A 21,279-nucleotide genomic window follows, 5' to 3' on the forward strand; every position below is an offset into this window, starting at 1 on the left:
GGAGAGGCAGATTCAGTCGCCAGTAACGGATTTGGAAGAGTATGGCAGATTTTGCAGCGGTACTGAAAAAGACAATTGATGCTCAGGAAAATCCTGATCAGGCGCTTCGTCAGCGTGTCTATGCGAAGGCCCGCTCCACGATCGAGCAGAAGCTGACGGCTGCAAATGCGCCGGACGCGGTTGCCCAGCGTCAGCGCCAGATGCTCGAAGCGGCGATTGAGGAAGTTGAAACCGATTACCGTGCTGCCGAGCGCGCTGCTGAAGAAGCTGCACAGCCGGAGCAGGCGACTGATCCGCTGGAAGATTTTCTGAAAGCAGTTCAGGAAGCCGGTGTTGCCGATGAGCAAAATACGGAACCTTCTGTCTTGCCGGATGATCCGCATGACAGCACATTGCATGGCAATACGCAGGATGACTGGCAGAATGACCGTGATGACACATCCGGTTTTGCAGAACGCTCCTCTTATAATGATTATGATGAAGAACCGCGCAGCCGCAGCTCCAAAGGGCTGATTGCCGGACTGATTGCAGTTCTGCTGCTTGGCGGTGTCGGTTATGCAGGCTGGACCTATCAGGATCAGATTAAGGATTATGTTTCTTCGCTCACAGCCGGTTCAACGGATAGCGGTGAGGGCACAGATGCAGGCGAAGATAGCGGTGATGAACCGGACACCGGAACAACAACACCGCCGGAAACAACACCACCTGCAACGAATAATGACAGTGGCGGTAATGCTGATAGCAATACAACACCGGCACAGACCAAGCCTGAAGGTGAGCAGAAACTGACCCAGCGTTTGCTGCCGGATGGCAGTGAAGTGGATGCAGGGACTTCCGGTGACAAGCCGACAGTCGGTGAGGGAACCTCCAATGCACCGGTGACAGGAACTGCTCCGGCGACCAATGGTCAGCCTGCGGCGAACACGAATACACAGGCGCAGACTATTCCGGTCGGACAGCCGGCTTTCTTCTATGAAGAACAGCGCGGCGGTGAAACATCGGCTGCAATCAAGGGTAATGTTGTCTGGTCAGTGGTGCAGGATTCACCGGGCGAAGGTGTGCCGGATGAACCGGCAATCCGTGCCGATGTCAGCTATCCGGACAGAAAAATCAATCTGCGCATGACCCTGCGCCGCAATGCGGATCAGTCAATTCCTGCAAGTCATCTGATCGAGATGATCTATACAGTGCCGGATGATTTCGACGGCGGCGTGATTGAGAATGTGCAGCGCGTGACCTTCAAGGATTCCGAACAGGCAGCAGGTAATCCGCTGGCAGCTATTCCGATGAAGATCGCGGATAACTTCTTCCTTGTGGCATTGAATGATGCCCGTACGGCTGTTGATATGAACCTGTCGCTGATGCGCCGTCAGCAATGGATTGATATTCCGATCACCTATCGTAATGGTCGCCGTGCGCTGATCAGCATCGAAAAAGGTGTGCCGGGTGATAAGGTCTTTGATGAAGTGCTGAAAAGCTGGGGCAACACAGCACCGGCAGCCAACTGATAAGAATAAACAGGGCAAGAGCGTGTTATGAAGCTTCAACATGCTATGCTCTGTGGTAATAAAAAAACCGCCTTGTACTTTGTACAGGGCGGTTTTGATTTATGCCGGATGCTAAACGGGATATCTGCTTTATGCAGCTTCCGCAGAGGCCATGACAGCCTCCTGTACTTTTTCAAAAGCGCGGACTTCAATCTGACGGACACGCTCACGGCTGATGCCGAATTCGGTCGACAAATCTTCAAGCGTAACCGGTTCCTCTGCCAGACGACGGGCTTCAAAAATCCGGCGTTCGCGGTCATTGAGCTTGGACATTGCTGATTCAAGCATGGTGCGGCGGCTGTTCAGTTCGTCTTCGTCAATCAGAACCTGTTCCTGAGAGGCGCTGTCATCCACCAGCCAGTCTTGCCATTCACCGCTTTCACCTTCCGAAGCGCGGATCGGCGCGTTCAGCGATGCGTCACCGCTCATACGGCGGTTCATGGATACGACTTCTTCCTCAGAAACGCTCAGGCGGTGAGCGATTTCTTTCACCTGTTCAGGGTTCAGATCGCCGTCATCCAGCGCCTGAATCTTATTCTTAGCCTTACGCAGGTTAAAGAACAGGCGCTTCTGGTTTGCGGTGGTGCCCATTTTGACAAGGCTCCACGACCGCAGCACATATTCCTGAATCGAGGCCTTGATCCACCACATAGCATAGGTGGCGAGACGGAAGCCGCGTTCCGGTTCAAAACGTTTGACAGCCTGCATCAGGCCGACATTGCCTTCAGAGATCACTTCACCGATCGGCAGGCCGTAGCCGCGATAACCCATGGCAATCTTGGCCACGAGACGCAGGTGACTGGTAACAAGTTTATGGGCGGCTTCCGGATCAGCATGCTCGCTATAGCGTTTTGCAAGCATATATTCTTCCTGAGGCTGAAGCATCGGGAAGCGGCGGATTTCATCGAGATATCGTGTCAGACCACCATCACCTGCGGTGATAGCCGGTAAAGTTGCACGGGCCATATAGCACCCTCCTTTTTGTGACAGGTTCCCATTGAGGCGAACCCGCGTCTGTATGATAACCATTTCAGACAGTTCGTCGCATAAAGTGAGTATATAGGAAGAATTTAGGCGAAAACACGGTCAAAGTGACAAAACACGAGAATTTTATCAAAATGACTACAGAATTAAATTTTAGAAGCGTGTTTTAATTAACATATTGAAAATCAATAATATTATTGTGGTGAAATGTCTGTAGGGAAAAAACAACCGGGAGCAAACATGCTGCCGCTCCCGATTGTTACAATTATTTAATATGGCGAACCGGTTTTAATCCGCTTTAAGACCGCCATGGCGGAAGGCTTCGAGCAGAATCTGCATATCTTCCGGCATGTCAGCGGTGAATTCCATAAATTCACCGGTCATCGGATGTTCAAAAGCCAGCAGCCGTGCATGCAGTGCCTGACGATGGAAATTCTGTACAGTTGTTTTCAGTTCGTCAGTCAGACGGTTGGCCTTGGTTTTATAAGCGCCGCCATATTCACTATCGCCGATCAGCGGATGGCCGATATGCGCCATATGCACACGGATCTGATGGGTACGTCCGGTTTCAAGGCGGCACTCTACGAGGGAAGCGAGTGCTGTGGCATCGCTGTTCTCACCGAAACGCTCTTCAATTGTAAAATGGGTAATGGCGTAGCGTGCATCTTCACGGTCTTCACGTACCACCGCCTGTTTGGTGCGGTCACGATGTGAACGGCCGAGATGGGCATCAATCGTACCGGCAGGGCGCTCAGGCATACCCCAGACCAATGCCATATAGGCGCGTTCCAGCATTCCGTTACGACCGTGATCGGCAAATTGTGCGCTTAAGTTCTGATGCGCCTTGTCATGTTTGGCGACAACCAGCACGCCGGATGTGTCTTTATCCAGCCGGTGAACAATGCCCGGACGTTTGACGCCGCCGATACCGGAGAGGCTGTCACCGCAATGATGTATCAAAGCGTTAACCAAAGTTCCGGTCCAGTTGCCATTTCCCGGGTGTACAACCAGTCCGGCAGGCTTGTTGACCACAATTATGTCATTATCTTCATAAAGGAGATCAAGCGGAATGTCTTCCGGCTGTGGTTCAGCGGGTTCGGCTTCCGGAATGTGCAGTACAATCGTTGAACCTTCGCGTAATTTGTGCTTAGGCTCACTCACAGTCCGGTTGTCTACCTGTACATGGCCGGCACTTATGAGTGATTGGATGCGATTTCGTGAAAGATCAGGCGTGAGTTGAGAAGCAAGCCACTGATCCAGCCGCTTCCCTGCGGCATCTGCGTCGGCAATTAGCTCTTTCAATCGTCTCTTCCCTTCGTTATCACGCCTCGCGATATCAGTAATCGGAGACCTTAATGCAGGACCACTATTATCAAGAGCACCCGGAACAGCAGCAATATGCTGCTCAGACGTATCAGGAGCCTCAACTCGATCCGGCTATGGAACGTGTGCGTCGTAAAATGGTTCGCCTGCTGATTATATCAATCGCCATTATGGTGATAGGTCTTATGGCGGTGCTGGCTGCGGTTGTCTATAAAATCAACAAGGCACCCGATACAGCAGAAACTGAAACAGCTCAATCGGATATTCCGGGACAGGCTCCGAAAACAGACGCGCAGGCGCAGAATGCAGAAGGCAAAGCTGCCGAGCCGCTGCCAATGGTTGAATCCCAGCTGGAACTGGCTCCGGGGACACGTCTCCTGTCACAGAGCCTCTCGGGTAATCTTGTATCGCTTGAGACCCTGCTGCCGGATGGCGGTACCGAGATCATGATTTATGACTATCGCCAGTCGCGCTTTGTCGGACGTATGCGCCTCGGCAATCTCGAATAGATTTCTGTTTTGACAGATCAGCTCCGCACCGGACAATACCGGTGCGGAGCTTTTTGTTGTCTGCAAATTTCCGCCAGGCATATATTGGGCATATATAAGTGCGGGATAAACTATTGCACAACAACAGTCTGGCTGGATCAGGGCTTTGCCTGACCGGTATTCATTTATAAGTTGCACATCAGAGATTCTTCATTCCTGTTGGTTTGACGAGAGTTCCAAGTTTTGTAAAAGTGACATCTGAAATCGTCACGGTTCAGTTCCGCTGATGGTGCAGACATAGTATGCGTGTTTCACCCGCAATTGCGCTTGGCGCTGTGTTTAAGGCACAGTGTCGGGTTCTATGGGGATTTTAATAATGAAAAATGATTATGAAAAACAGCTTCGTGATGCGGGTGTACGGATCACGCGCCCCAGACGGGTTATTCTGGATATTCTGTCCCAGACGGACGGACATCCGGATGCGCTGGAAATTTTCAAGCGTGCTGTTGAAGTGGATAACAGTATTTCATTATCGACTGTCTACCGGACCATGAAATTGCTGGAAGAGCAGGGGGCTATTCACCGCCATGCTTTTGACGGTGGCCCGTCGCGTTTCGAGCAGGCAGGCAATCAGCATCACGACCATCTCATTGATATGGAAACCGGTGATGTGATCGAATTCCACTCGGAAATGATTGAGAAATTGCAGGAAGAGATAGCCCGCTCGCTGGGTTATGAAATTATCCATCACCGTTTTGAACTCTATGGCCGCAAGCTGAAGAAATAAATTCCGACGCGTTTCAGAATTTATTTTTAAATAATGCAGTTTCGTGTGAAACTTATTGCCTGGATGGGCGTTATGAACCTTGTGAAAGGCTGACTTTCCGCCCCCTCACAAGTTCGGCCTTTCACCGACCGCGGGCACGCCCCCTAATCCCCGGTCCGCGCGCTCACGGAGCTGTTGTTCCGGAGCGCGCTATTTTTTATGCCATCCAAGAGAATTTAAAGTAGAGCGCCCTTTGTGCGCCCAACGGGGCGTCCGCGCTCTAGGTTTAATACTGTGCAGTGGCTCAGCAGCGGGCATTTCCGGCGAGCTTAAAAATCAAAATTCCGGTGGGGAATGCGCAGATAATATTCTACGCTCTTATCCTCAATCCTGTAGCAGGCCGTACCGCTGACGGCCTGAGGAACGATCCGCAGCAAAACCGCGCTGCCGAAACGGGATGTTTCATAGGATTTTACTTTAAGGTCTGACACTTCATCATGCATGTGGTTTTCTGTAGCTAATATATCCGGCGGACGGCCGGACAGATCGTTTTCCGTTGCAGGACTTGTTTCCTTCCAGTGAATAATCAGATCCATCTCGCCTTCACCGTCCGGCTCCAGCTCCGCTGAAATCGTCAGACTGCCATTTTCACAGGCCAGTGCGCCATAGGAGGCGGAGTTGACAATCAGTTCGTGGAAAGCAAGGCCGACATGTAGCGCTGCTCCGGGGAAAAGATAAACATCTTTGCCGGTAATCGTCAGGCGCGGGTCTTTGGGATGGATATATTTTTCCAGCTGTGAATGCAGCAATTCCCGAAAGGCTGCGCCATGCCAGTTGGAATCCGTTACCAGATCCTGCGAATTGGACAGGGAATAGAGACGGCCGCGGAATTTTTGCAAGAACTGATCCACCGAGCCGGAGAACCGTGCTGTCTGCATGGCGATACTCTGAATAATGGCCAGCAGGTTTTTTGAGCGGTGGCTGACTTCGCGCAACAAAATTTTGAGAACCTGTTCGCGGTGTTTCAGCTCGCTTATTTCAACGGCAGTCGTGACGATGCCGATAGTTTCGCCGCTTTCATCCTTGTCGGAATCGATGAAGAATTCATACCAGCGGGGATTTTTCTTGTCGGGGAACGAAATTTCCAGACGCTGGGCATCGCCGGTCGCAAGCAGCTGGCTTTTGGCAGTTGTCAGTCTGGCCGCAATATCTTTGGGCATCAGGTCGCTTTCGCTGATGCCCGTGCGCCATGGCAAAAGCCAGAACTCCGGCAGATTTTCTACCCAAGTGTAATTCATATCCGTGGTTTGATAAAAAACCGAAACATTACTGTTTCTTATGGCTCGCAACATAGAGCGCAACCGGATCTGAGCGGCACTGCTATATCCTGAAACGGGCGAAGTAGGAGCCATAGTCTGCGCTTTCTGTGCTTAAAACCGGCATAGGCTGCGGTACAGGATTGCTCCGCACAAGACAGGTTCGGGACGCGTCGCGGGCGTCCCGTTCAGATGTTTTCGGATCGGATTGCTTTGCAGCATTTATGCTTTCCTTATGATGCTGGCGATCAGTGACAGCAACAGTAAGCCGAGGAAAATAAAGAACAGAATTTGCGCTATGCCTGTTGATGCACCGGCAATACCACCAAAACCCAAAGCACCGGCGATAATGGCGATAATCAGAAAAACAACAGCATAATATAACATGTCAACCTCCTCTTGCAGGCAGGTAAAGAATTGCCCGCTTTATGGAATGACCGGATTTTTGAAGGTCATTGCATGTTAAAATAACGCCCGTTGCAGGTTTTGGTTCCGGCTAAAGCATTTTCAGCTCAAATCCCTGTTCAATTTGCCAATTATGATGCTCTTGCCAGCGAACCTTCTTCAAAAAACAGCGCCTGACTGATAAGCGCCTTCACCATATCCGGATTGAACGGCTTGGTGACGAGGAAGGTCGGTTCCGAGCGTTCCCCTGTCAGAAGACGTTCCGGGAACGCGGTAATGAAGATAACCGGAATTGTATCGCTTTTGAGAATGTCATTGACCGCATCGATGCCTGAACTGCCGTCTGCAAGCTGAATATCCGCCAGAACCATCGACGGTTTTTCTGCCTTATAAAGTGTCAGCGCTTCCTGATGGGTGCGGGCGATGCCCACAACTTCATGCCCCAGAGTCTCCACCATCTGCTCAATATCCATGGCAATCAGCGGTTCATCTTCGATAATCAGAATACGGGTGGCAACGTGGCGGGAAATCTGCTCCGAGGCCTCTGTCAGCAGAGCTGAAAAACCGGCTTCGTCTTCCTGCATGATCTCTGCGGCTTCTTTTTCATTAAAGCCTTCAACGGAAACCAGAAGGAAGGCCTGACGCGAACGCGGGGTCAGCATTGCCAGATTATTTGCTGCCCGCTTTTCCCATGCATGCTGGGAGTCGGTTTCCGGAATTTCGACAGAGGTACGATCGAAAATACTGGAATAAAGACGATAGAGCGCTATCTTATCGGATGAGGCCTCAGGAAATACAGAAATATCATCGATCAGAGTTTCGAGAATTGCTGCAACATATGCATCTCCGGCTGACTGAGAGCCGGTCACGGCGCGCGAGAAACGGCGCAGATATGGCAAATGTGGTGCAATACGCGTGGACAATGACATTGAATGCTCCATTTATATGGGCTGATAGGATTACAGCCTGTTTATGGTTCTAACGGCTGACTATAAAAATTGTTCCTGTGTTTGGGAACTAATTATTCACGCCCGCATTATGACTTGGATACAGCGTCTCAATCGGGCAGGGTTTTAGTGCTTGAAACAGGGCCGCACCAAGGCCGCATCAAGATCACATCAGAGCCGCAACTGAGCTCTGGTGGCATTAACCGGAATACGACTGAGATGACCAACACTAAGAAACCGCTTCAGGATCAAGACAACGCTATGACCTCATTTTCGCGCGATTATTCCGCGCAAGGCAGTTCGCAGGCAGGCAGTTTGAATAAAGGCGATGAACTGGGACCCAATTCCGAGATCGGTTCCAAATTGCGTGCTCTTTATTCCAGTATTCAGGATGAAACGATTCCTGACCGTTTTCTTGATCTTTTGGAGAAACTGGATCAGGCTGAACGTAAATCTGCTTCTCATTCAAGGAATTGACAGGAATGGCGGAGGAGAGAGACGAATTCAAGCGGCTGATGCTTGCGGCCTTGCCGGGCTTGCGGGCTTTCGCAGTATCTTTATCAGGTCAGCAGGATAAGGCTGATGATCTGGTGCAGGATACGATTATGAAAGCGTGGGGCAAGCGCGACAGTTTCGAAATGGGCACCAATATCAAAGCCTGGCTGTTTACGATTTTGCGTAATGAATTTTACAGCCAGATGCGTAAGCGCGGCCGTGAGATACAGGATACGGACGGGTTGTATACGGAGCGGCTGGCCGTTCATCCGTCACAATACGGATCGCTGGATTTGCAGGATTTTCGCAAGGCTCTGAACGAATTGCCGGATGATCAGCGTGAAGCGATTATTCTGATCGGCGCTTCCGGTTTTTCCTATGAAGAAGCTGCGGAAATCTGTGAATGTGCTGTCGGTACAATCAAGAGCCGTGTCAGCCGTGCGCGTGTCCGGCTGCAGGAATTGCTTGATGTTAAAGGTAATTCCGATTACGGCCCCGATGATACGTCGTCCCAAGTGACGATGCGCTCTTTCTAAACGGTTTTTGCGATCATCAGAGTATGACCGAATGATTAGCTGTCATCCGGAGCGGAGATTTATTTGAAGATTATTGCTGTTCTCAACAGTCAAAGCGGCACTTTGCGGACGATGGATATTGATGCGTTTATTGATGACGCATGTGCTGCCTTTGCTGCCGAGGGACATGAACTGTCCTGTGTATTGACGGATGGTGATGATATTCTTGCTGCTTTGGAAAAGGCCGCACAAAATCATGATTATGATGTGCTTCTGGCTGGTGGCGGTGACGGCACGATTTCTGCGGCAGCTGCACTGGCCTGGCAGAATGATAAAATTCTGGGCGTGTTGCCAGCCGGTACGATGAACCTCTTCGCCCGCTCACTGAATATTCCGCAAAATGTTACCGAGGCCATTCACGCACTGGCAAAGGCCGGTGCTGAAAATGTTGATATCGGCACCTGCAACGGCCAGTCCTTTGTGCATCAGGTGGCAATCGGCCTGCATCCGATGCTGGTCAGGTATCGTGAAAAATACAGCTATGCTTCACGGGTGGGGAAAATTCTGGCGAATTTCCGCGCTATGGGGCAGCTGATTACCCATGTACCGCGCGTGAAAGCTGTTGCAGATATTGACGGGCGTGCAGTCAAAGGGGTGTATTCTGCTCTTGCCGTGTCGAACAATCCTTACGGAGACAGCGTGCTGCCCGTAGCACCGGATGTGCAGACCGGGCATCTCGGTTTTTATCTGGCGAAGCCTCTTCCCGTCAGCGGCATGCTTAAGCTGTTCTGGGATATTGCGCGCGGACAGTGGCGCAGTAATCTGGCGATTGAGGAAGACCATGCCCGTTCAGTTCAGCTGACAATCCTCAATCATAAAGCGCATCAGTATATGTCTGTTGACGGTGAATTGCTGCCATTACCGGCCGAGCTGGATATCCGTATTCATCCGGCGGCATTGCGCGTGCTGGTGCCGCAGAGTGAGAACTGATGGGCAGAATTTGGTGAGCGCATGAAAAACACCGCACAAATCGCTTTGTGCGGTGTTGTTTATAGCCGGAGCAATCAGAGCGTGACGTGTTTAATTGTATCCACTGCGCTCGCTCTGTCTCCTTGTGTCGCGCATGTCGTTATCGGAAAACCGGTGCCCATTTTTCCGCGACATGCTCTGGCAGAAATGCTTCAAAGCGTTGCTGCGCCGGTCTCATCCGAACTGACACCGAGTGTTTCGAGTGCAAGTTCAATTTCCCGCAAGTCTTTGTTCAGCCCGTCATCAGGGTCCATGCCGCCTTCTGTTGCGGCGCGCTGGAGATCGCGCGCATCTTCCTGAAGTTTCAGAATAGCAGCAGATTTATCCAGATTGGTGAGGGACATATCTGCGAGGATCTCATTAAGCTGTGCTTTTGTCGAACTGGTCATCAATGGTCTCCTTAGGGTTTGGCTTTGCGGACTGAACTCCTTGACCCGAACATTGCGGCCCTAACACTGCGGCCCTAAAACTGCGGAGGGAGAGGGGGCGGAACCTATCCGCCCTGATCCTGCTTTTTATTGCCGGATTTTTTGTCCCGCGACAGCAATGTCACTGCAATCAGTCCTGCAAGCGGTACTGCTAAAGTTAAAAGCGGTTTTTTGAGCAAGGTCGGCACGGCGGCAACCGCTGCTGCTGTGAGCGCTGCATTGGTGTCAATCGCAGCGCGTCTTTCTTCTAGACGGCGTTTCTCGGCCTTATCCATCACGCGGTTGACGATATAGGCAAGGATCGCCAGCACCACACAGCCGGTTGTGATTATCAGAGCTGCGATAATCAGACCGTATTTCATCATGAGAATGAAAAAGACTGCGAGGAGCAGAAAGAACGCACCTGTGAGCAGCGCCACGGCCATAATCGCATAGAGAATGGCACTGCGCTTGGCACGCTGCGTTGCGGCCTGCACTTCGCTGCCGATAATGGCTGAAATGACCGGTGTGAACAATTTCAGCATATCAGCGCCGTGTCAGAGCTGCGAAAAGATAACCGAATGCGGCCGCCAGAGCGATCGATGTGACCGGACGTTCCTGAACATAATCGGTGACCTGTTGCTCAAGGGAGCAGGCACTGTCCTTCAGAGAACTCAGAGCATCTTCGCCCTGTTCATAAATATCCTGATAGGCATCGGATGCATCTTGTCTGGCCTGATTGATTTTTCGTGAGCCCATTTCTGTCAGTGTTGCGGCAATCGATGCAATATCTTCTTTAAGCTGGGCAATCTGTGCCTGCAATTCTGCTGTGCTGTCGTCCTGAATGTCATTTACGATTTTGGTATCACGAGCCATGGATGCCTCCGGAAGCTGAAATTTCAAATGACTGAGCAATTTCATTTTCTTTGAGACTGCTCAGTCATATTGTCTGGGTTCAGAAATATAACGTGGCTTTAACGTAATGGTTCCGTGCATTCATCGCCAGAGAGCAGTTGCCGGTCAGGATGATATTCAGCTGCCAAGGTTAATTGCCACAGTTTCCAAATTCAGCTCATGCGGAAGCAGACAGGCATATGCCGGGCATAACCTGTATTGGAAACCTGATAGAAAGTGCAGGAATGTCAGGCAATCATTAGAATGAGAGCTGCAATCAAAATACAACCGGCTGTCACATAAAAACCGGTACGTAAGACCGCATTTTCCTGTTGTTCCGGTTCATAAGATCCCGCCATTGCGGTACGGGCGGCAGTTTCAATGGTTTGCATGTCTTTGTGCAACATCTACTGTCTCCGGAGCATGATGATATTGGTGTCAGTCAATAACGGTATGCACTGCATTATGCGGCTTTAATGCGTCAGGTTTATGATTGTTCCTTGTCAGGATCTTAATATTTCCCTGATTATCGGGTTTGTGCTCAAACTTGTTTCAAATTGTCATATTATGGTTTTGCCGCTATAGTGCCCTCATAATCTGGAGCTGCGACTCACCGGAGCTGCATTGCGGATGTGAGAAATCCTTGCGACAGTGATGAAATTCGTAAAACATCCGTTTGTTTTGGTGAATAACTTCCGCTTTCCGGTCAAATAACAGCAGAATGACGGGTTTTTTTAAAACATGACTTGCGAAGTCATGTTTGATGGTTGTATTGCATAACCCGAAAAAGGCAGTTGCTGGTTGATGCAGCACATCCGCATAAATGCGGAGCAGGTTGATCCTGTACAGGCTGGAAATAATACAGGCCGGCTGTCCCTGATAATGAAATGCAGTGAGGTCGTCGCGGTGGTTAAGACAGTGTCCAAGGCAGCAATATCATTCAAGACAGGATTGTCAGCTTTCATTCTTTCCGCATTTCTTGCGGGCGGTAATGTGCTGACACTTTCAACGCCGGTTATGGCGCAGGAAGCGCAGCCACAGCAGACTGCCCCGCAAACCTCTCCAGCAACACAATCTGCGCCTCAGGCAGCGCCATCTGCTCCTGCTGCAGCGCCAGTAGCGCCAGCGGCACAGGCACCGACGTCCGCTCCGGCCACATCTTCTCCTGCCAATGAGCCTGCTGCCTCGCAGCCAGCCACAGGCACTGCTGCTCCGGCAGCAACAAATCCTGCTCCGGTCAATCCGGCAGCTCAATCCTCCCAGTCCGCGCCGTCTGCCGTAGCGCCTGCGCAAACAGAACCTGCCGGTCAGCCGGTCAGTATTGCACCGGAAGCCGGTCAGTCTCAGGCTACCGCACCGGTTCGCACCGCTGATAACGGCTTGCAGATTCCGCATGACCTTTCCCCTTGGGGCATGTTCATGGCTGCTGACTGGGTTGTTAAAGCTGTTATGATCGGTCTGGCGATTGCATCATTGGCCACATGGACAGTCTGGCTTGCCAAGACACTGGAAATTACCGGTGCCCGCAGCCGTGCACGCCGCGCCTTGAAAGAAGTATCCCATGCGGACAATCTGGCCTCTGCAGTGCAGGCGCTGGATAAAACCCGTGGTCCCGGTGCGCATCTTGTCCGTGCGGCACAGGAAGAAGTAACACAATCTGCATCTGCTGCTGCCTATGTCGGCGGGGAAGGTCTGAAAGAACGCGTTGCTTCCCGCCTTAGCCGTATTGAAGCCGGTGCAGGACGTCGTCTTGCCAAAGGCACCGGTATTCTCGCAACAATTGGTTCTGTTGCACCATTTGTCGGTTTGTTCGGTACTGTATGGGGAATTATGAATTCCTTTATCGGTATTTCCGAAGCGCAGACCACCAATCTGGCTGTTGTGGCACCGGGTATTGCCGAGGCGCTTCTGGCAACAGCTATCGGTCTTGTCGCCGCTATTCCGGCAGTGATTATTTATAATATGTTTGCCCGTTCGGTGACCGCCTACCGCCATCTGCTGGCCGATGTGAGTGCCGGTGTTGAGCGTCTTGTCAGCCGTGATCTGGATATGCGTGCAGCCCGTGACATTGTGCAGAAACAGGCAGCCCGTCAGAATGCGGCTCAGACTGTTCCGGTCACGAAAGCAGCGGAGTAAAGAATATGGGCAGCCGTTTGCGTGAAGATGCCGGTGATGACCTGCAGGAAAGCCATGAAATCAACGTAACGCCGTTTATCGACGTGATGCTGGTGCTTCTGATTATCTTCATGGTGGCAGCGCCTCTGGCAACCGTTGATATTAATGTTGATCTGCCTGCGGCCAGTGCTACGCCGCAGCCACGCCCTGACAAGCCGGTTTATCTGACGCTGAAGGAAGATCTGAGCCTCAGCCTTGGTAATGACGCGGTAAATCGTGATTTGCTGGCGCCGACACTGGATCGTCTGGCGGCAGGCAATAAAGACACGCGTATTTTCCTCCGTGCAGACAAGACTGTCGGCTATGGCGAGCTGATGAATGTTATGAATCTGCTGCGTGAGGCCGGTTATCTCAAAATCGCGCTGGTCGGTCTGGAAACGCTTGGTGCGGGTGATGCAGCCGGTGCGCCTGCAGCGGGATCACCGGCAGGTCAGCCTGAAGCTCAAAGCTCGGGTCAGACTTCGGGCCAGAATGCAGGAGAGTGAGACGTGAAGGAATTACCGATCGATCATCCGCCGGTTCGGGGTATGAAAAACGGCTCCGCTGTTGAACCGTCATCCGGTCTCTGGAAAGATATGGTGCGCTGGCTGGGTGCCGGTGCCGCCGTGCTGATGGCGCATGCAGCCGGCGCTTATGCTCTGCATGCATCGGTACCGGAAATGGTGCCGGATGGTGAGCCGCCTGCAGCGATTATGATGGAGCTTGATCCGGTTCCTCAGGCACCGGAAGTGGAAGAAGATTCCATTGCCCCTTCTGCCGAGGCTTCTCAAAATCCCGATGAAGCTGAAATCGAACCGGAAAAACCGGTGGAACAGGTTGAAGAAGTAACGCCTGAAGAACCTGTTGAAGAGCCTCAGGAAGTGGCTGAAGCTGAGCCGGTAGAAGAAGAAGTTCCGGAAATCATTGAAGCGCCGAAGCCTGAAGTGGTTCTGCCGAAGGTTGTTGAAAAACCTAAGGTTGAAAAGAAAGAACCAAAGCAGGAAAAGCCGAAAGAAAAGCCGAAACCTAAAGAAAAAGCCAAGAAAACTCAGAAAGCTGAGCAGACACAGGCCGCTTCCGCACCGCAGATCAATGCGAAGAATTCTTCCCGTGTTGCGGCTAATGCCAATCGCCAGAGCTCGGCATCTGCCGGTGTCAGTTCGGCAAAATGGCAGTCGAAAGTGCAGGCACATCTTGAGCGCAAGAAGCGCACAGCACAGCGCAAGCTTGGACGCGGCGATAAAGGTATTGTGCAGATTGCTTTTGTGATTGATGCAGGGGGCAATGTATTGTCTGCCCGTATTTCGGGGACATCGGGCAATCCGCAAGTGGATCAGGCCGCTTTGACCGCCGTGAAAGCGGCTTCACCGGTTCCGGCACCGCCACCGGCAATGGCAGCCGCACGGATTCCGTTTCAGGTGCCATTCAAATTCAACTGATATAACAGCATTAAAAAGCCCCGCATGAGTTTCATGCGGGGCTTTTTAATTTCAGCTTTACAGCACTCTTATTTATGACCGGTTGAGCCAAAACCACCGGCACCGCGTTCGGTTTCGCCGACTTCTGAGCGTTCTTCAATTTCAACCTGCACAACAGGAGAGATCACCGCCTGCGCAATGCGCATGCCGCGCTCGATACGGAAATCATCATCACCGAGATTGATCAGCAGGACTTTGACTTCACCGCGGTAATCGCTGTCGATGGTGCCCGGAGTGTTCAGGCAGGTGATGCCATGTTTGAAAGCCAGACCGGAGCGCGGACGGATTTGCGCTTCATAACCTTCTTCCAGTTCAAAAATCAGGCCGGTCGGCACAAGTGTACGGCGACCCGGCAGCAGCACGATCTGGCGGTCTTCCGGTACGGCAGCACGCAGATCAACACCAGCAGAACCTGATGTTTCATAGGCCGGCAGGTCAAGGCCTGCAGCATGTTCAAGACGGACAATTCCGAGCTTCGGGCGGCTGGATGATGAAGGGGAATTGGCAGACATGATAAACCCTTTTCAGCAATATATGATTTAAAATGAGCACTAAACATATTGAGGCTCTTTTTGAAAGAGCCGTATGCTTTTTTCAAAAATAATTAGAGCGGTTCCGGTTAATATTGCATCGGTAGAACCGCTCTAACTCTTTGTTTTACGCGTATCTTATTCGATAACCGCTTCGCACTTTTCGGGATACGCTTTAGGGGCTCTTTTCTTATGGTGTGTAACCGAAAAGCGGGATTTCCGTGCTGTCCTTAATTTCTTCCATTACGAAGGACGCAGAGACATCTGATAGCGGCACACGGGTGATGAGTTTCTGATAGAGCCGGTCATAGGCTTTCATATCTTCAATGCGGGCACGGATAATATAATCAAGATCCCCGCTCATGCGATAAACGCCGACAACCTCTGTCAGCGATGTGACTGCCGCGCGAAATTGTTCCAGCCATTTCGGATCATGATTGCTGGTTCTGATCAGCATGAAAACGGTGAGGCCAAGGCCGAGCTTGTCGGCATCCACGATTGCAACACGGCCTTTGAGAATGCCGTCATCTTCCAGCCGCTTCAGCCGTCGCCAGCATGCATTGCGCGACAGGTGGATACGGGCAGAAAGCGCGTCTACCGATAGAGTGGCATCTTTCTGTAATTCCTGAAGGATGCGGCGGTCTGTTTCGTCTATATTATGTGCCATATAGAGATAATTGTCCCAAAAACTTATATTATCAAGGATTTTTTGAGACAAAATATGCGTTTGGCGGTGTTAGTATTTTAAATCAGAAACCTATCTTGCTGATTTTAAAATTGATAACGGGGAAACTCATGCAAACCAAAATTTCACGTCTGTTTACGGAACATCCGGCATCCGTTAACGAAACCTATTTTGAGCATATGGCTTTTGCGGGCAAATTTTCATTCAAGCTTTTTGCAGCTGCTTTTGCAGCTTTGATCCATGCAATTTTGCCATTTTTATTCGACAAAACAGCCAGCACTATTGTCGCGAAGCTTTACGCCAAAACGCATAAGCGCGCGGCTGAATAGTGAATTGTTAACTATAGTGGCGGAAGATCGCTGTTGTAACCGGCTATAAATAACGGCAGGTTCCTATCTTTCGCTCACTTGTCAGAGTGTGTTTCATGTGCCGCTGGGCTGCGTATTTCGGATCTGATCTGTATCTTGAAGATATTATTACTTCGCCTTGTCATTCGCTGATCGCGCAAAGCCATCATGCGACTGAGGCGAAAACCGCGACCAATGGCGATGGCTTTGGCGTGGCGTGGTACGGTACACGCGAGGAGCCGGGATTATACCGCGATCTTCTGCCTGCATGGTCTGACCAGAATTTGCGCAGTCTTGCGCGCCAGATTAATTCGCGCCTGTTTCTGGCGCATGTGCGTGCCTCCACCGGCGGTGAAACCAGCCGTGCAAATTGCCATCCGTTCGTGTTTCAGCGCTGGAGCTTTATGCATAATGGTCAGATCGGCAGTTTTGACCGTCTGCGCCGCCCGCTGGAAAGCCTGTTGCCGGATGCGCTTTACAGCCACAAATCAGGTTCGACCGATTCAGAACTCTTCTTCCTGCTGATGCTGCATTTCGGGCTGGATGATGATCCGCTCCGTGCTCTGACGCGCACTGTCGAGACAATTTATGAGGCTGCGGAACGTGCAAAAGTGCCGCCTTTTATCCGTCTGACAGCAGCATTCTCGGATGGTCATTCACTGTTTGCAGTACGCTATGCCAGTGATACTTATGCACCAACGCTTTACACCGCCAAAATGGCATCCTCTACGGGAATATGTGTTGTGTCTGAGCCGCTGGACGGTGTTGCTGAAAACTGGATGGCGGTGCCACGCAATAGTTTTGTGACCATTAACAAGCCCAATCATATCTGCATTGAACCGTTTATGGACGAGCAGTCTGTAGTGAAGCCTGCCGCAACGCTTGCTGTTGTGGCAGGCTAATTTTTATCAGGCATTACCGATAAGAATACCGGCTGCGAGCACCAGTGCGCCGCCGAGTACGACCTGAAAGGCTGCACGCATGAACGGTGTTTCCATGAAGCGGTTCTGGATATAGGCAATCGCCCAGAGTTCGACAAAGACGACGAATACCGCAATGCCGGTTGCAGTCCAGAAGTCGGTAATCAGATAGGGCAGGGCATGACCGAGGCCGCCGACAGTGGTCATAATACCGCTGGCAAGGCCACGTTTGACCGGCGAGCCACGGCCTGAAAGTTTGCCGTCATCATGGGCAGCTTCTGTGAAGCCCATGGAAATACCGGCACCGACGGAAGCAGACAAACCAACGAGAAATGTTTGCCATGTATCCTGCGTGGCAAAGGCCGCGGCAAAAATCGGTGCCAGTGTGGAAACCGAGCCATCCATCAGACCTGCAAGGCCTGGCTGGATATAGGTCAGGATCAGTTGTTTGCGCTCACCGGCACGTTCTTCATCCTGCACAGTATCCGGTGTCAGTTTTTCTTCCAGATGATGGGCGCGTTGCTCATGATGTTTTTCTTCCAGCGCCAGATCACCGAGTAATTTACGCGTGGCAGCATCGGAAACACGCATGGCTGCCTGTTCGTAAAAACGTGCAGCCTGCTCCTCCATCTGTGCCGCCATATTGCGTACTTTATCGATGCCGAGCGGGCGCACCAGCCAGTCGGGCTTGCGTTCATAATAGCCACGCACATGTTCGCGCCGGATCAGCGGAATCGTTTCGCCGAAGCGCTGGCGATGCAGTTCAATCAGGCGTGCACGATGATTGTGCTCTTCCTCGGCCATGGCTTCAAAAATTTTCGCCGATTGTGGGTAAGCCTCACGCAATCCGTCCGCATAGCTGAGATAGATGCGGGCATCATCCTCTTCGGAGGAAATGGCAAGTGCCAGCATTTCCTGTTCGGAGAGACTTTCAAAAGACCGGCGTGACGGCGAGAAAAGGGAGGAGAACATGGAAGTTCCTTTTTAGAATTGTTCTAAATTTAATAGTTTGGAATAATTCTAAAATCAAGCTCCTTTTGCAGAGCTTGACCAGATTAGTGCGTGTTCAGAGAATGCGTTGCATCAGTACCAGATCAAGCCAGCGGTCGAATTTTCGGCCGACCTGCGGCAGAAGACCGGTTTGTGTAAAGCCATGTTTCTCATGCAGACGAAGAGAGGCGGTATTCTGTGCTTCAATTGCACCAAGCAGAACATGGATATTGTTGCCCGCTGCATGTTCCAGCAAGGCGCGCATTAGTCTGTCACCGGCACCTTTGCCGCGCGCATGACCGGCAATATAAATCGAGAGTTCTGCCGTATGTTTATAGCACTCAAAAGCACGGAAAGCACCGTAGCTGGCATAGCCGAGCAATTCGTCCCCCTCTGTCAGCACCAGTACCGGAAAACCCGCGTTTTGGCGTGATGTCAGCCATTCCGCACGGTTTTGCAAATTGACCTTCTGGCTGATGAAAACGGCCGTCGTATTGGCAATCGCATCATTATAAATATCAAGGATTGCGGGTAGGTGGGTGGTGTCAGCGTGCTGTATGGTCAGCATGATCGGCCTCAAAGCATTTCCAGCAAAAGTGTGAAGCGGTTTTGCGTAGGATAATGCGCAAAAACAAAAATAAAAGTGGCGGACAAGAAGAACTTGTCCGCCACTTTTATGCCGCTTGTGAAAAGCGTCAAGAATTTATTTTTGGGCAGCTTTGAACTGCAAACGGCGGGCATGGAGAACCGGCTCGGTATAGCCGTTTGGCTGCTCGCGGCCTTTAAAGACCAGCTCACAGGCTGCCTGAAAAGCGATAGAGCCATCAAAATCCGCAGCCATCGGCTGATAGGCTTCATCAGCGGCATTCTGCGCGTCTACCACGGCGGCCATGCGCTTCATGGTTTCCAAGACCTGTGCTTCGCTGACAATGCCATGATGCAGCCAGTTGGCGATATGCTGTGCCGAGATACGCAAGGTTGCACGGTCTTCCATCAGGCCGACATTGTTGATGTCCGGAACTTTGGAACAGCCAACGCCCTGATCGATCCAGCGCACCACATAACCAAGAATGCCCTGTGCATTATTGTCGATTTCTGCCTGCACGTCTGAAGGTGCCCAATTGGTGTCACGGGCAACAGGAATGGTCAGAATGTCTTCAAGCTTGGCTTTCGTGCGGGACTTGAGCTGGTTCTGCACAGCTGCCACATCAATCTTGTGATAATGCGTGGCATGCAATGTTGCTGCTGTCGGGGACGGCACCCATGCGGTATTGGCGCCGGCTTTCGGATGAGCAATTTTCTGCTCCAGCATTGCAGCCATCAGATCCGGCATCGCCCACATGCCCTTGCCGATCTGTGCATGGCCGGTCAGACCACAGGCAAGGCCGGTATCAACATTCCAGTTTTCGTAAGCTGCAATCCATGCCGCCTGTTTCATCTCGCCTTTGCGGATAACAGGTCCTGCTTCCATAGAAGTATGGATTTCATCGCCGGTACGGTCGAGGAAGCCGGTATTGATGAAGAAGACCCGTTCTTTGGCAGCACGGATGGCTTCTTTGAGGTTCACTGTCATACGGCGCTCTTCATCCATGATACCCATTTTCAGCGTATTCGGCTTAAGACCCGCCAATGCTTCAGCGCGAGCGAAGATTTCTGCGGCAAAGGCGACTTCTTCCGGCCCGTGCATTTTCGGCTTCACAATATAGACCGAACCGGTGCGGGAATTGAGATGCGTGCCTTTGAGTTTGCCGTCCTGCGTACCGATATCGTGGAGCGCAATCACTGCGGTGAAAGCTGCATCAAGAATGCCTTCCGGAATTTCATTGCCTTCGCTGTCGACAATGGCAGGATTGGTCATCAGATGACCGACATTGCGGATCAGCAACAGTGAGCGGCCAGGCAAAGTGAGGGTGGAGCCATCCGGTGCGGTATAGCTACGGTCGGCATTGAGCTTGCGGGTGATGGTTTTACCGCTCTTGTCAAAGCTCTCCGACAAAGTGCCCTTAAACAGGCCGAGAATGTTGCGATAGGCCAGAACCTTATCGGCAGCGTCAACCGCGGTGACTGAATCTTCACAGTCCTGAATGGTGCTGAGAGCAGATTCCAGTGTGATATCGGCAATATGTGCCGGATCGGTCTTGCCGATGACATGAGCAGCATCGCAGCGGATTTCGATATGCAGCCCGTTATTCTTCAGAAGCACGAGGGAAGGGGCAGATGCATCGCCCTGATAGCCTGCAAAGCCTTGGGTATTTTTCAGGGATGAAGTTTTGCCGTTACCGAGTGCAAGAATAAGCTGGCCATTGGCGACAGAGAAACCGGTGACCTCATCCCAGCGGCCATCGCTCAGCGGGGTGGTTTCATCAAGAAATGCTTTTGCCCATGCAATGACTTTTGCGCCGCGCACAGGATTGTAGGCTTTGCCTTTTTCCGCGCCATTGTCTTCGCTGATAGCATCTGTGCCGTAAAGCGCATCATAGAGCGAACCCCAGCGCGCATTGGCAGCATTGAGCGCATAACGGGCATTCATGACAGGTACAACAAGCTGCGGACCTGCAAGGCTGGTGATTTCACTGTCTACATTGGCGGTGGTGACCTGAAAATCTTCACCTTCCGGCAGGAGATAGCCGATTTCACGCAAATAAGCCTGATAGTCCGCCATCGCGTAATTGCGGTTGGCTTTATACCATGCGTCGAGTTTAGCCTGAATATCGTCACGCTTGGCAAGCAGGGCTTTATTGCGGGGCGCCAGTTCTTTGACCATGCCGGCAAGACCGCTCCAGAAGGCATCTGCCGCAATGCCGGTTTCCGGCAAGACTTCCCTTGTCAGGAAATTGCTCAGTTCCTGATCAACCTGCAGACCTGCATGTTCAATACGACCACTCATCACTCGCTCCCTGTCTGATCTCAATGCTAACCAGCTTGTCCTTTGCAGCTTAATCTGAACGGGCGGCAATGGACAAGCACGGTTACGGCTTTGTTTTGTCAAAGCTGTCAATGCATGTTTACATAATTGTCTACAATATTCAAAGCCGATAATGCGTATAATCAAACACTGT

The 21,279-nt window shown here is 51.5% G+C and carries 25 protein-coding genes; 11 read left to right on the plus strand and 14 right to left on the minus strand.

All coding sequences use genetic code 11. The features are described 5' to 3' along the window. Nucleotides 1–41: 41 nt before the first annotated feature. Nucleotides 42–1,508, plus strand: a complete 1,467-nt coding sequence (locus tag BKD14_RS16785) for a hypothetical protein (RefSeq protein ID WP_075657319.1) — start codon at nt 42–44, stop codon at nt 1,506–1,508. A gap of 129 nt (nt 1,509–1,637) precedes the next feature. Here the strand turns inward: BKD14_RS16785 and rpoH are convergent, their stop codons facing one another. Both rpoH and BKD14_RS16795 read right to left on the minus strand, forming a co-directional pair. After that, nucleotides 1,638–2,513: an RNA polymerase sigma factor RpoH gene (gene rpoH, locus BKD14_RS16790; protein WP_022710551.1), complete on the minus strand. Its 876-nt coding sequence runs from the start codon at nt 2,511–2,513 to the stop codon at nt 1,638–1,640. A 306-nt stretch (nt 2,514–2,819) separates the two neighbouring features. Next, the gene (locus BKD14_RS16795; RefSeq protein WP_075657320.1) at nt 2,820–3,833 is read right to left on the minus strand and encodes an RluA family pseudouridine synthase; all 1,014 of its coding nucleotides are present in this window, start codon (nt 3,831–3,833) and stop codon (nt 2,820–2,822) included. Nucleotides 3,834–3,970: 137 nt separating this feature from the next. Here BKD14_RS16795 and BKD14_RS16800 point away from each other — a divergent pair, with 137 nt between their 5' ends. Both BKD14_RS16800 and BKD14_RS16805 read left to right on the plus strand, forming a co-directional pair. After that, on the plus strand, nt 3,971–4,363 hold the full coding sequence (locus tag BKD14_RS16800; RefSeq protein WP_306401565.1) for a hypothetical protein: 393 nt from the start codon (nt 3,971–3,973) through the stop codon (nt 4,361–4,363). Between the two features lie 340 nt (nt 4,364–4,703). Next, the gene (locus tag BKD14_RS16805) at nt 4,704–5,129 is read left to right on the plus strand and encodes a Fur family transcriptional regulator (RefSeq protein ID WP_028233722.1); all 426 of its coding nucleotides are present in this window, start codon (nt 4,704–4,706) and stop codon (nt 5,127–5,129) included. 308 nt (nt 5,130–5,437) lie between these two features. Here the strand turns inward: BKD14_RS16805 and BKD14_RS16810 are convergent, their stop codons facing one another. The 3 genes from BKD14_RS16810 to BKD14_RS16820 all read right to left on the minus strand — a co-directional run bounded on the left by BKD14_RS16810 (nt 5,438) and on the right by BKD14_RS16820 (nt 7,758). Then, nucleotides 5,438–6,460: a PAS domain-containing sensor histidine kinase gene (locus tag BKD14_RS16810; protein WP_075657322.1), complete on the minus strand. Its 1,023-nt coding sequence runs from the start codon at nt 6,458–6,460 to the stop codon at nt 5,438–5,440. A gap of 186 nt (nt 6,461–6,646) precedes the next feature. Beyond that, the gene (locus tag BKD14_RS16815) at nt 6,647–6,811 is read right to left on the minus strand and encodes a DUF1328 domain-containing protein (RefSeq protein WP_022711298.1); all 165 of its coding nucleotides are present in this window, start codon (nt 6,809–6,811) and stop codon (nt 6,647–6,649) included. A 149-nt stretch (nt 6,812–6,960) separates the two neighbouring features. After that, on the minus strand, nt 6,961–7,758 hold the full coding sequence (locus tag BKD14_RS16820; RefSeq protein ID WP_075657367.1) for a response regulator: 798 nt from the start codon (nt 7,756–7,758) through the stop codon (nt 6,961–6,963). Nucleotides 7,759–8,037: 279 nt separating this feature from the next. Here BKD14_RS16820 and BKD14_RS16825 point away from each other — a divergent pair, with 279 nt between their 5' ends. The 3 genes from BKD14_RS16825 to BKD14_RS16835 all read left to right on the plus strand — a co-directional run bounded on the left by BKD14_RS16825 (nt 8,038) and on the right by BKD14_RS16835 (nt 9,776). Continuing rightward, nucleotides 8,038–8,253, plus strand: a complete 216-nt coding sequence (locus tag BKD14_RS16825; RefSeq protein ID WP_075657368.1) for a NepR family anti-sigma factor — start codon at nt 8,038–8,040, stop codon at nt 8,251–8,253. 5 nt (nt 8,254–8,258) lie between these two features. Next, nucleotides 8,259–8,807 carry an RNA polymerase sigma factor gene (locus BKD14_RS16830; protein WP_022711295.1) on the plus strand — a complete coding sequence of 183 codons (549 nt, stop codon included), beginning with the start codon at nt 8,259–8,261 and terminating at the stop codon, nt 8,805–8,807. A gap of 63 nt (nt 8,808–8,870) precedes the next feature. Then, nucleotides 8,871–9,776, plus strand: coding sequence for a diacylglycerol kinase family protein (locus BKD14_RS16835; protein ID WP_075657323.1), 906 nt, complete (start codon nt 8,871–8,873; stop codon nt 9,774–9,776). A 191-nt stretch (nt 9,777–9,967) separates the two neighbouring features. On the opposite strand, the gene BKD14_RS16840 is transcribed toward BKD14_RS16835, so the two are convergent. The 4 genes from BKD14_RS16840 to BKD14_RS19400 all read right to left on the minus strand — a co-directional run bounded on the left by BKD14_RS16840 (nt 9,968) and on the right by BKD14_RS19400 (nt 11,523). Continuing rightward, complete coding sequence (locus BKD14_RS16840; protein ID WP_022711293.1) at nt 9,968–10,204, minus strand: hypothetical protein; 237 nt, start codon at nt 10,202–10,204, stop codon at nt 9,968–9,970. Between the two features lie 104 nt (nt 10,205–10,308). Further along, nucleotides 10,309–10,767 carry a hypothetical protein gene (locus BKD14_RS16845; RefSeq protein ID WP_075657324.1) on the minus strand — a complete coding sequence of 153 codons (459 nt, stop codon included), beginning with the start codon at nt 10,765–10,767 and terminating at the stop codon, nt 10,309–10,311. Between the two features lies 1 nt (nt 10,768). Next, a complete protein-coding gene (locus BKD14_RS16850) occupies nt 10,769–11,098 on the minus strand; it encodes a DUF883 family protein (RefSeq protein ID WP_028233720.1) in 330 nt (109 codons plus the stop codon). A gap of 266 nt (nt 11,099–11,364) precedes the next feature. After that, nucleotides 11,365–11,523, minus strand: a complete 159-nt coding sequence (locus BKD14_RS19400) for a hypothetical protein (RefSeq protein WP_022711290.1) — start codon at nt 11,521–11,523, stop codon at nt 11,365–11,367. 610 nt (nt 11,524–12,133) lie between these two features. On the opposite strand from BKD14_RS19400, the gene exbB reads away from it, so the two are divergent. From exbB to BKD14_RS16865, 3 genes are read left to right on the plus strand one after another with little or no spacing between them, the layout of a single operon-like run. Then, on the plus strand, nt 12,134–13,252 hold the full coding sequence (exbB, locus tag BKD14_RS16855; RefSeq protein ID WP_139316465.1) for a tonB-system energizer ExbB: 1,119 nt from the start codon (nt 12,134–12,136) through the stop codon (nt 13,250–13,252). 5 nt (nt 13,253–13,257) lie between these two features. After that, nucleotides 13,258–13,776, plus strand: coding sequence for a TonB system transport protein ExbD (gene exbD / locus BKD14_RS16860; protein WP_075657325.1), 519 nt, complete (start codon nt 13,258–13,260; stop codon nt 13,774–13,776). Nucleotides 13,777–13,779: 3 nt separating this feature from the next. Then, nucleotides 13,780–14,709 (plus strand): energy transducer TonB, encoded by a 930-nt coding sequence (locus BKD14_RS16865; protein ID WP_238481653.1) that lies wholly within the window; start codon nt 13,780–13,782, stop codon nt 14,707–14,709. A gap of 68 nt (nt 14,710–14,777) precedes the next feature. Here the strand turns inward: BKD14_RS16865 and dut are convergent, their stop codons facing one another. Both dut and BKD14_RS16875 read right to left on the minus strand, forming a co-directional pair. Continuing rightward, the gene (dut, locus tag BKD14_RS16870; protein WP_022711286.1) at nt 14,778–15,260 is read right to left on the minus strand and encodes a dUTP diphosphatase; all 483 of its coding nucleotides are present in this window, start codon (nt 15,258–15,260) and stop codon (nt 14,778–14,780) included. 208 nt (nt 15,261–15,468) lie between these two features. Next, nucleotides 15,469–15,945, minus strand: coding sequence for an Lrp/AsnC family transcriptional regulator (locus tag BKD14_RS16875; RefSeq protein ID WP_075657370.1), 477 nt, complete (start codon nt 15,943–15,945; stop codon nt 15,469–15,471). Between the two features lie 128 nt (nt 15,946–16,073). On the opposite strand from BKD14_RS16875, the gene BKD14_RS16880 reads away from it, so the two are divergent. Then, nucleotides 16,074–16,292, plus strand: a complete 219-nt coding sequence (locus BKD14_RS16880) for a DUF6356 family protein (protein ID WP_022711284.1) — start codon at nt 16,074–16,076, stop codon at nt 16,290–16,292. 95 nt (nt 16,293–16,387) lie between these two features. After that, nucleotides 16,388–17,212: a class II glutamine amidotransferase gene (locus tag BKD14_RS16885; protein WP_022711283.1), complete on the plus strand. Its 825-nt coding sequence runs from the start codon at nt 16,388–16,390 to the stop codon at nt 17,210–17,212. Between the two features lie 6 nt (nt 17,213–17,218). On the opposite strand, the gene mbfA is transcribed toward BKD14_RS16885, so the two are convergent. The 3 genes from mbfA to BKD14_RS16900 form a co-directional block, all read right to left on the minus strand. Next, complete coding sequence (mbfA, locus tag BKD14_RS16890) at nt 17,219–18,202, minus strand: iron exporter MbfA (RefSeq protein WP_075657326.1); 984 nt, start codon at nt 18,200–18,202, stop codon at nt 17,219–17,221. 94 nt (nt 18,203–18,296) lie between these two features. Next, complete coding sequence (locus tag BKD14_RS16895) at nt 18,297–18,791, minus strand: GNAT family N-acetyltransferase (protein WP_051139038.1); 495 nt, start codon at nt 18,789–18,791, stop codon at nt 18,297–18,299. 132 nt (nt 18,792–18,923) lie between these two features. After that, a complete protein-coding gene (locus BKD14_RS16900; protein WP_139316462.1) occupies nt 18,924–21,107 on the minus strand; it encodes a malate synthase G in 2,184 nt (727 codons plus the stop codon). Between the last annotated feature and the right edge of the window lie 172 nt (nt 21,108–21,279).

The sequence above is a fragment of the Pseudochrobactrum sp. B5 genome, assembly GCF_001939785.1.
In the GTDB taxonomy this organism is placed as follows: domain Bacteria; phylum Pseudomonadota; class Alphaproteobacteria; order Rhizobiales; family Rhizobiaceae; genus Pseudochrobactrum; species Pseudochrobactrum saccharolyticum.

Coding starts and splice junctions, on each gene's coding strand:
- BKD14_RS16785 (WP_075657319.1), top strand. CDS start 42: ATGGCAGATTTTGCAGCGGTACTGAAAAAGACAATTGATGCTCAGGAA.
- rpoH (WP_022710551.1), bottom strand. CDS start 2,513: ATGGCCCGTGCAACTTTACCGGCTATCACCGCAGGTGATGGTGGTCTG.
- BKD14_RS16800 (WP_306401565.1), top strand. CDS start 3,971: ATGGAACGTGTGCGTCGTAAAATGGTTCGCCTGCTGATTATATCAATC.
- BKD14_RS16805 (WP_028233722.1), top strand. CDS start 4,704: ATGGGGATTTTAATAATGAAAAATGATTATGAAAAACAGCTTCGTGAT.
- BKD14_RS16810 (WP_075657322.1), bottom strand. CDS start 6,460: ATGTTGCGAGCCATAAGAAACAGTAATGTTTCGGTTTTTTATCAAACC.
- BKD14_RS16815 (WP_022711298.1), bottom strand. CDS start 6,811: ATGTTATATTATGCTGTTGTTTTTCTGATTATCGCCATTATCGCCGGT.
- BKD14_RS16820 (WP_075657367.1), bottom strand. CDS start 7,758: ATGTCATTGTCCACGCGTATTGCACCACATTTGCCATATCTGCGCCGT.
- BKD14_RS16825 (WP_075657368.1), top strand. CDS start 8,038: ATGACCTCATTTTCGCGCGATTATTCCGCGCAAGGCAGTTCGCAGGCA.
- BKD14_RS16830 (WP_022711295.1), top strand. CDS start 8,259: ATGGCGGAGGAGAGAGACGAATTCAAGCGGCTGATGCTTGCGGCCTTG.
- BKD14_RS16840 (WP_022711293.1), bottom strand. CDS start 10,204: ATGACCAGTTCGACAAAAGCACAGCTTAATGAGATCCTCGCAGATATG.
- BKD14_RS16845 (WP_075657324.1), bottom strand. CDS start 10,767: ATGCTGAAATTGTTCACACCGGTCATTTCAGCCATTATCGGCAGCGAA.
- BKD14_RS16850 (WP_028233720.1), bottom strand. CDS start 11,098: ATGGCTCGTGATACCAAAATCGTAAATGACATTCAGGACGACAGCACA.
- BKD14_RS19400 (WP_022711290.1), bottom strand. CDS start 11,523: ATGTTGCACAAAGACATGCAAACCATTGAAACTGCCGCCCGTACCGCA.
- exbB (WP_139316465.1), top strand. CDS start 12,134: ATGGCGCAGGAAGCGCAGCCACAGCAGACTGCCCCGCAAACCTCTCCA.
- exbD (WP_075657325.1), top strand. CDS start 13,258: ATGGGCAGCCGTTTGCGTGAAGATGCCGGTGATGACCTGCAGGAAAGC.
- dut (WP_022711286.1), bottom strand. CDS start 15,260: ATGTCTGCCAATTCCCCTTCATCATCCAGCCGCCCGAAGCTCGGAATT.
- BKD14_RS16875 (WP_075657370.1), bottom strand. CDS start 15,945: ATGGCACATAATATAGACGAAACAGACCGCCGCATCCTTCAGGAATTA.
- BKD14_RS16880 (WP_022711284.1), top strand. CDS start 16,074: ATGCAAACCAAAATTTCACGTCTGTTTACGGAACATCCGGCATCCGTT.
- BKD14_RS16885 (WP_022711283.1), top strand. CDS start 16,388: ATGTGCCGCTGGGCTGCGTATTTCGGATCTGATCTGTATCTTGAAGAT.
- mbfA (WP_075657326.1), bottom strand. CDS start 18,202: ATGTTCTCCTCCCTTTTCTCGCCGTCACGCCGGTCTTTTGAAAGTCTC.
- BKD14_RS16900 (WP_139316462.1), bottom strand. CDS start 21,107: ATGAGTGGTCGTATTGAACATGCAGGTCTGCAGGTTGATCAGGAACTG.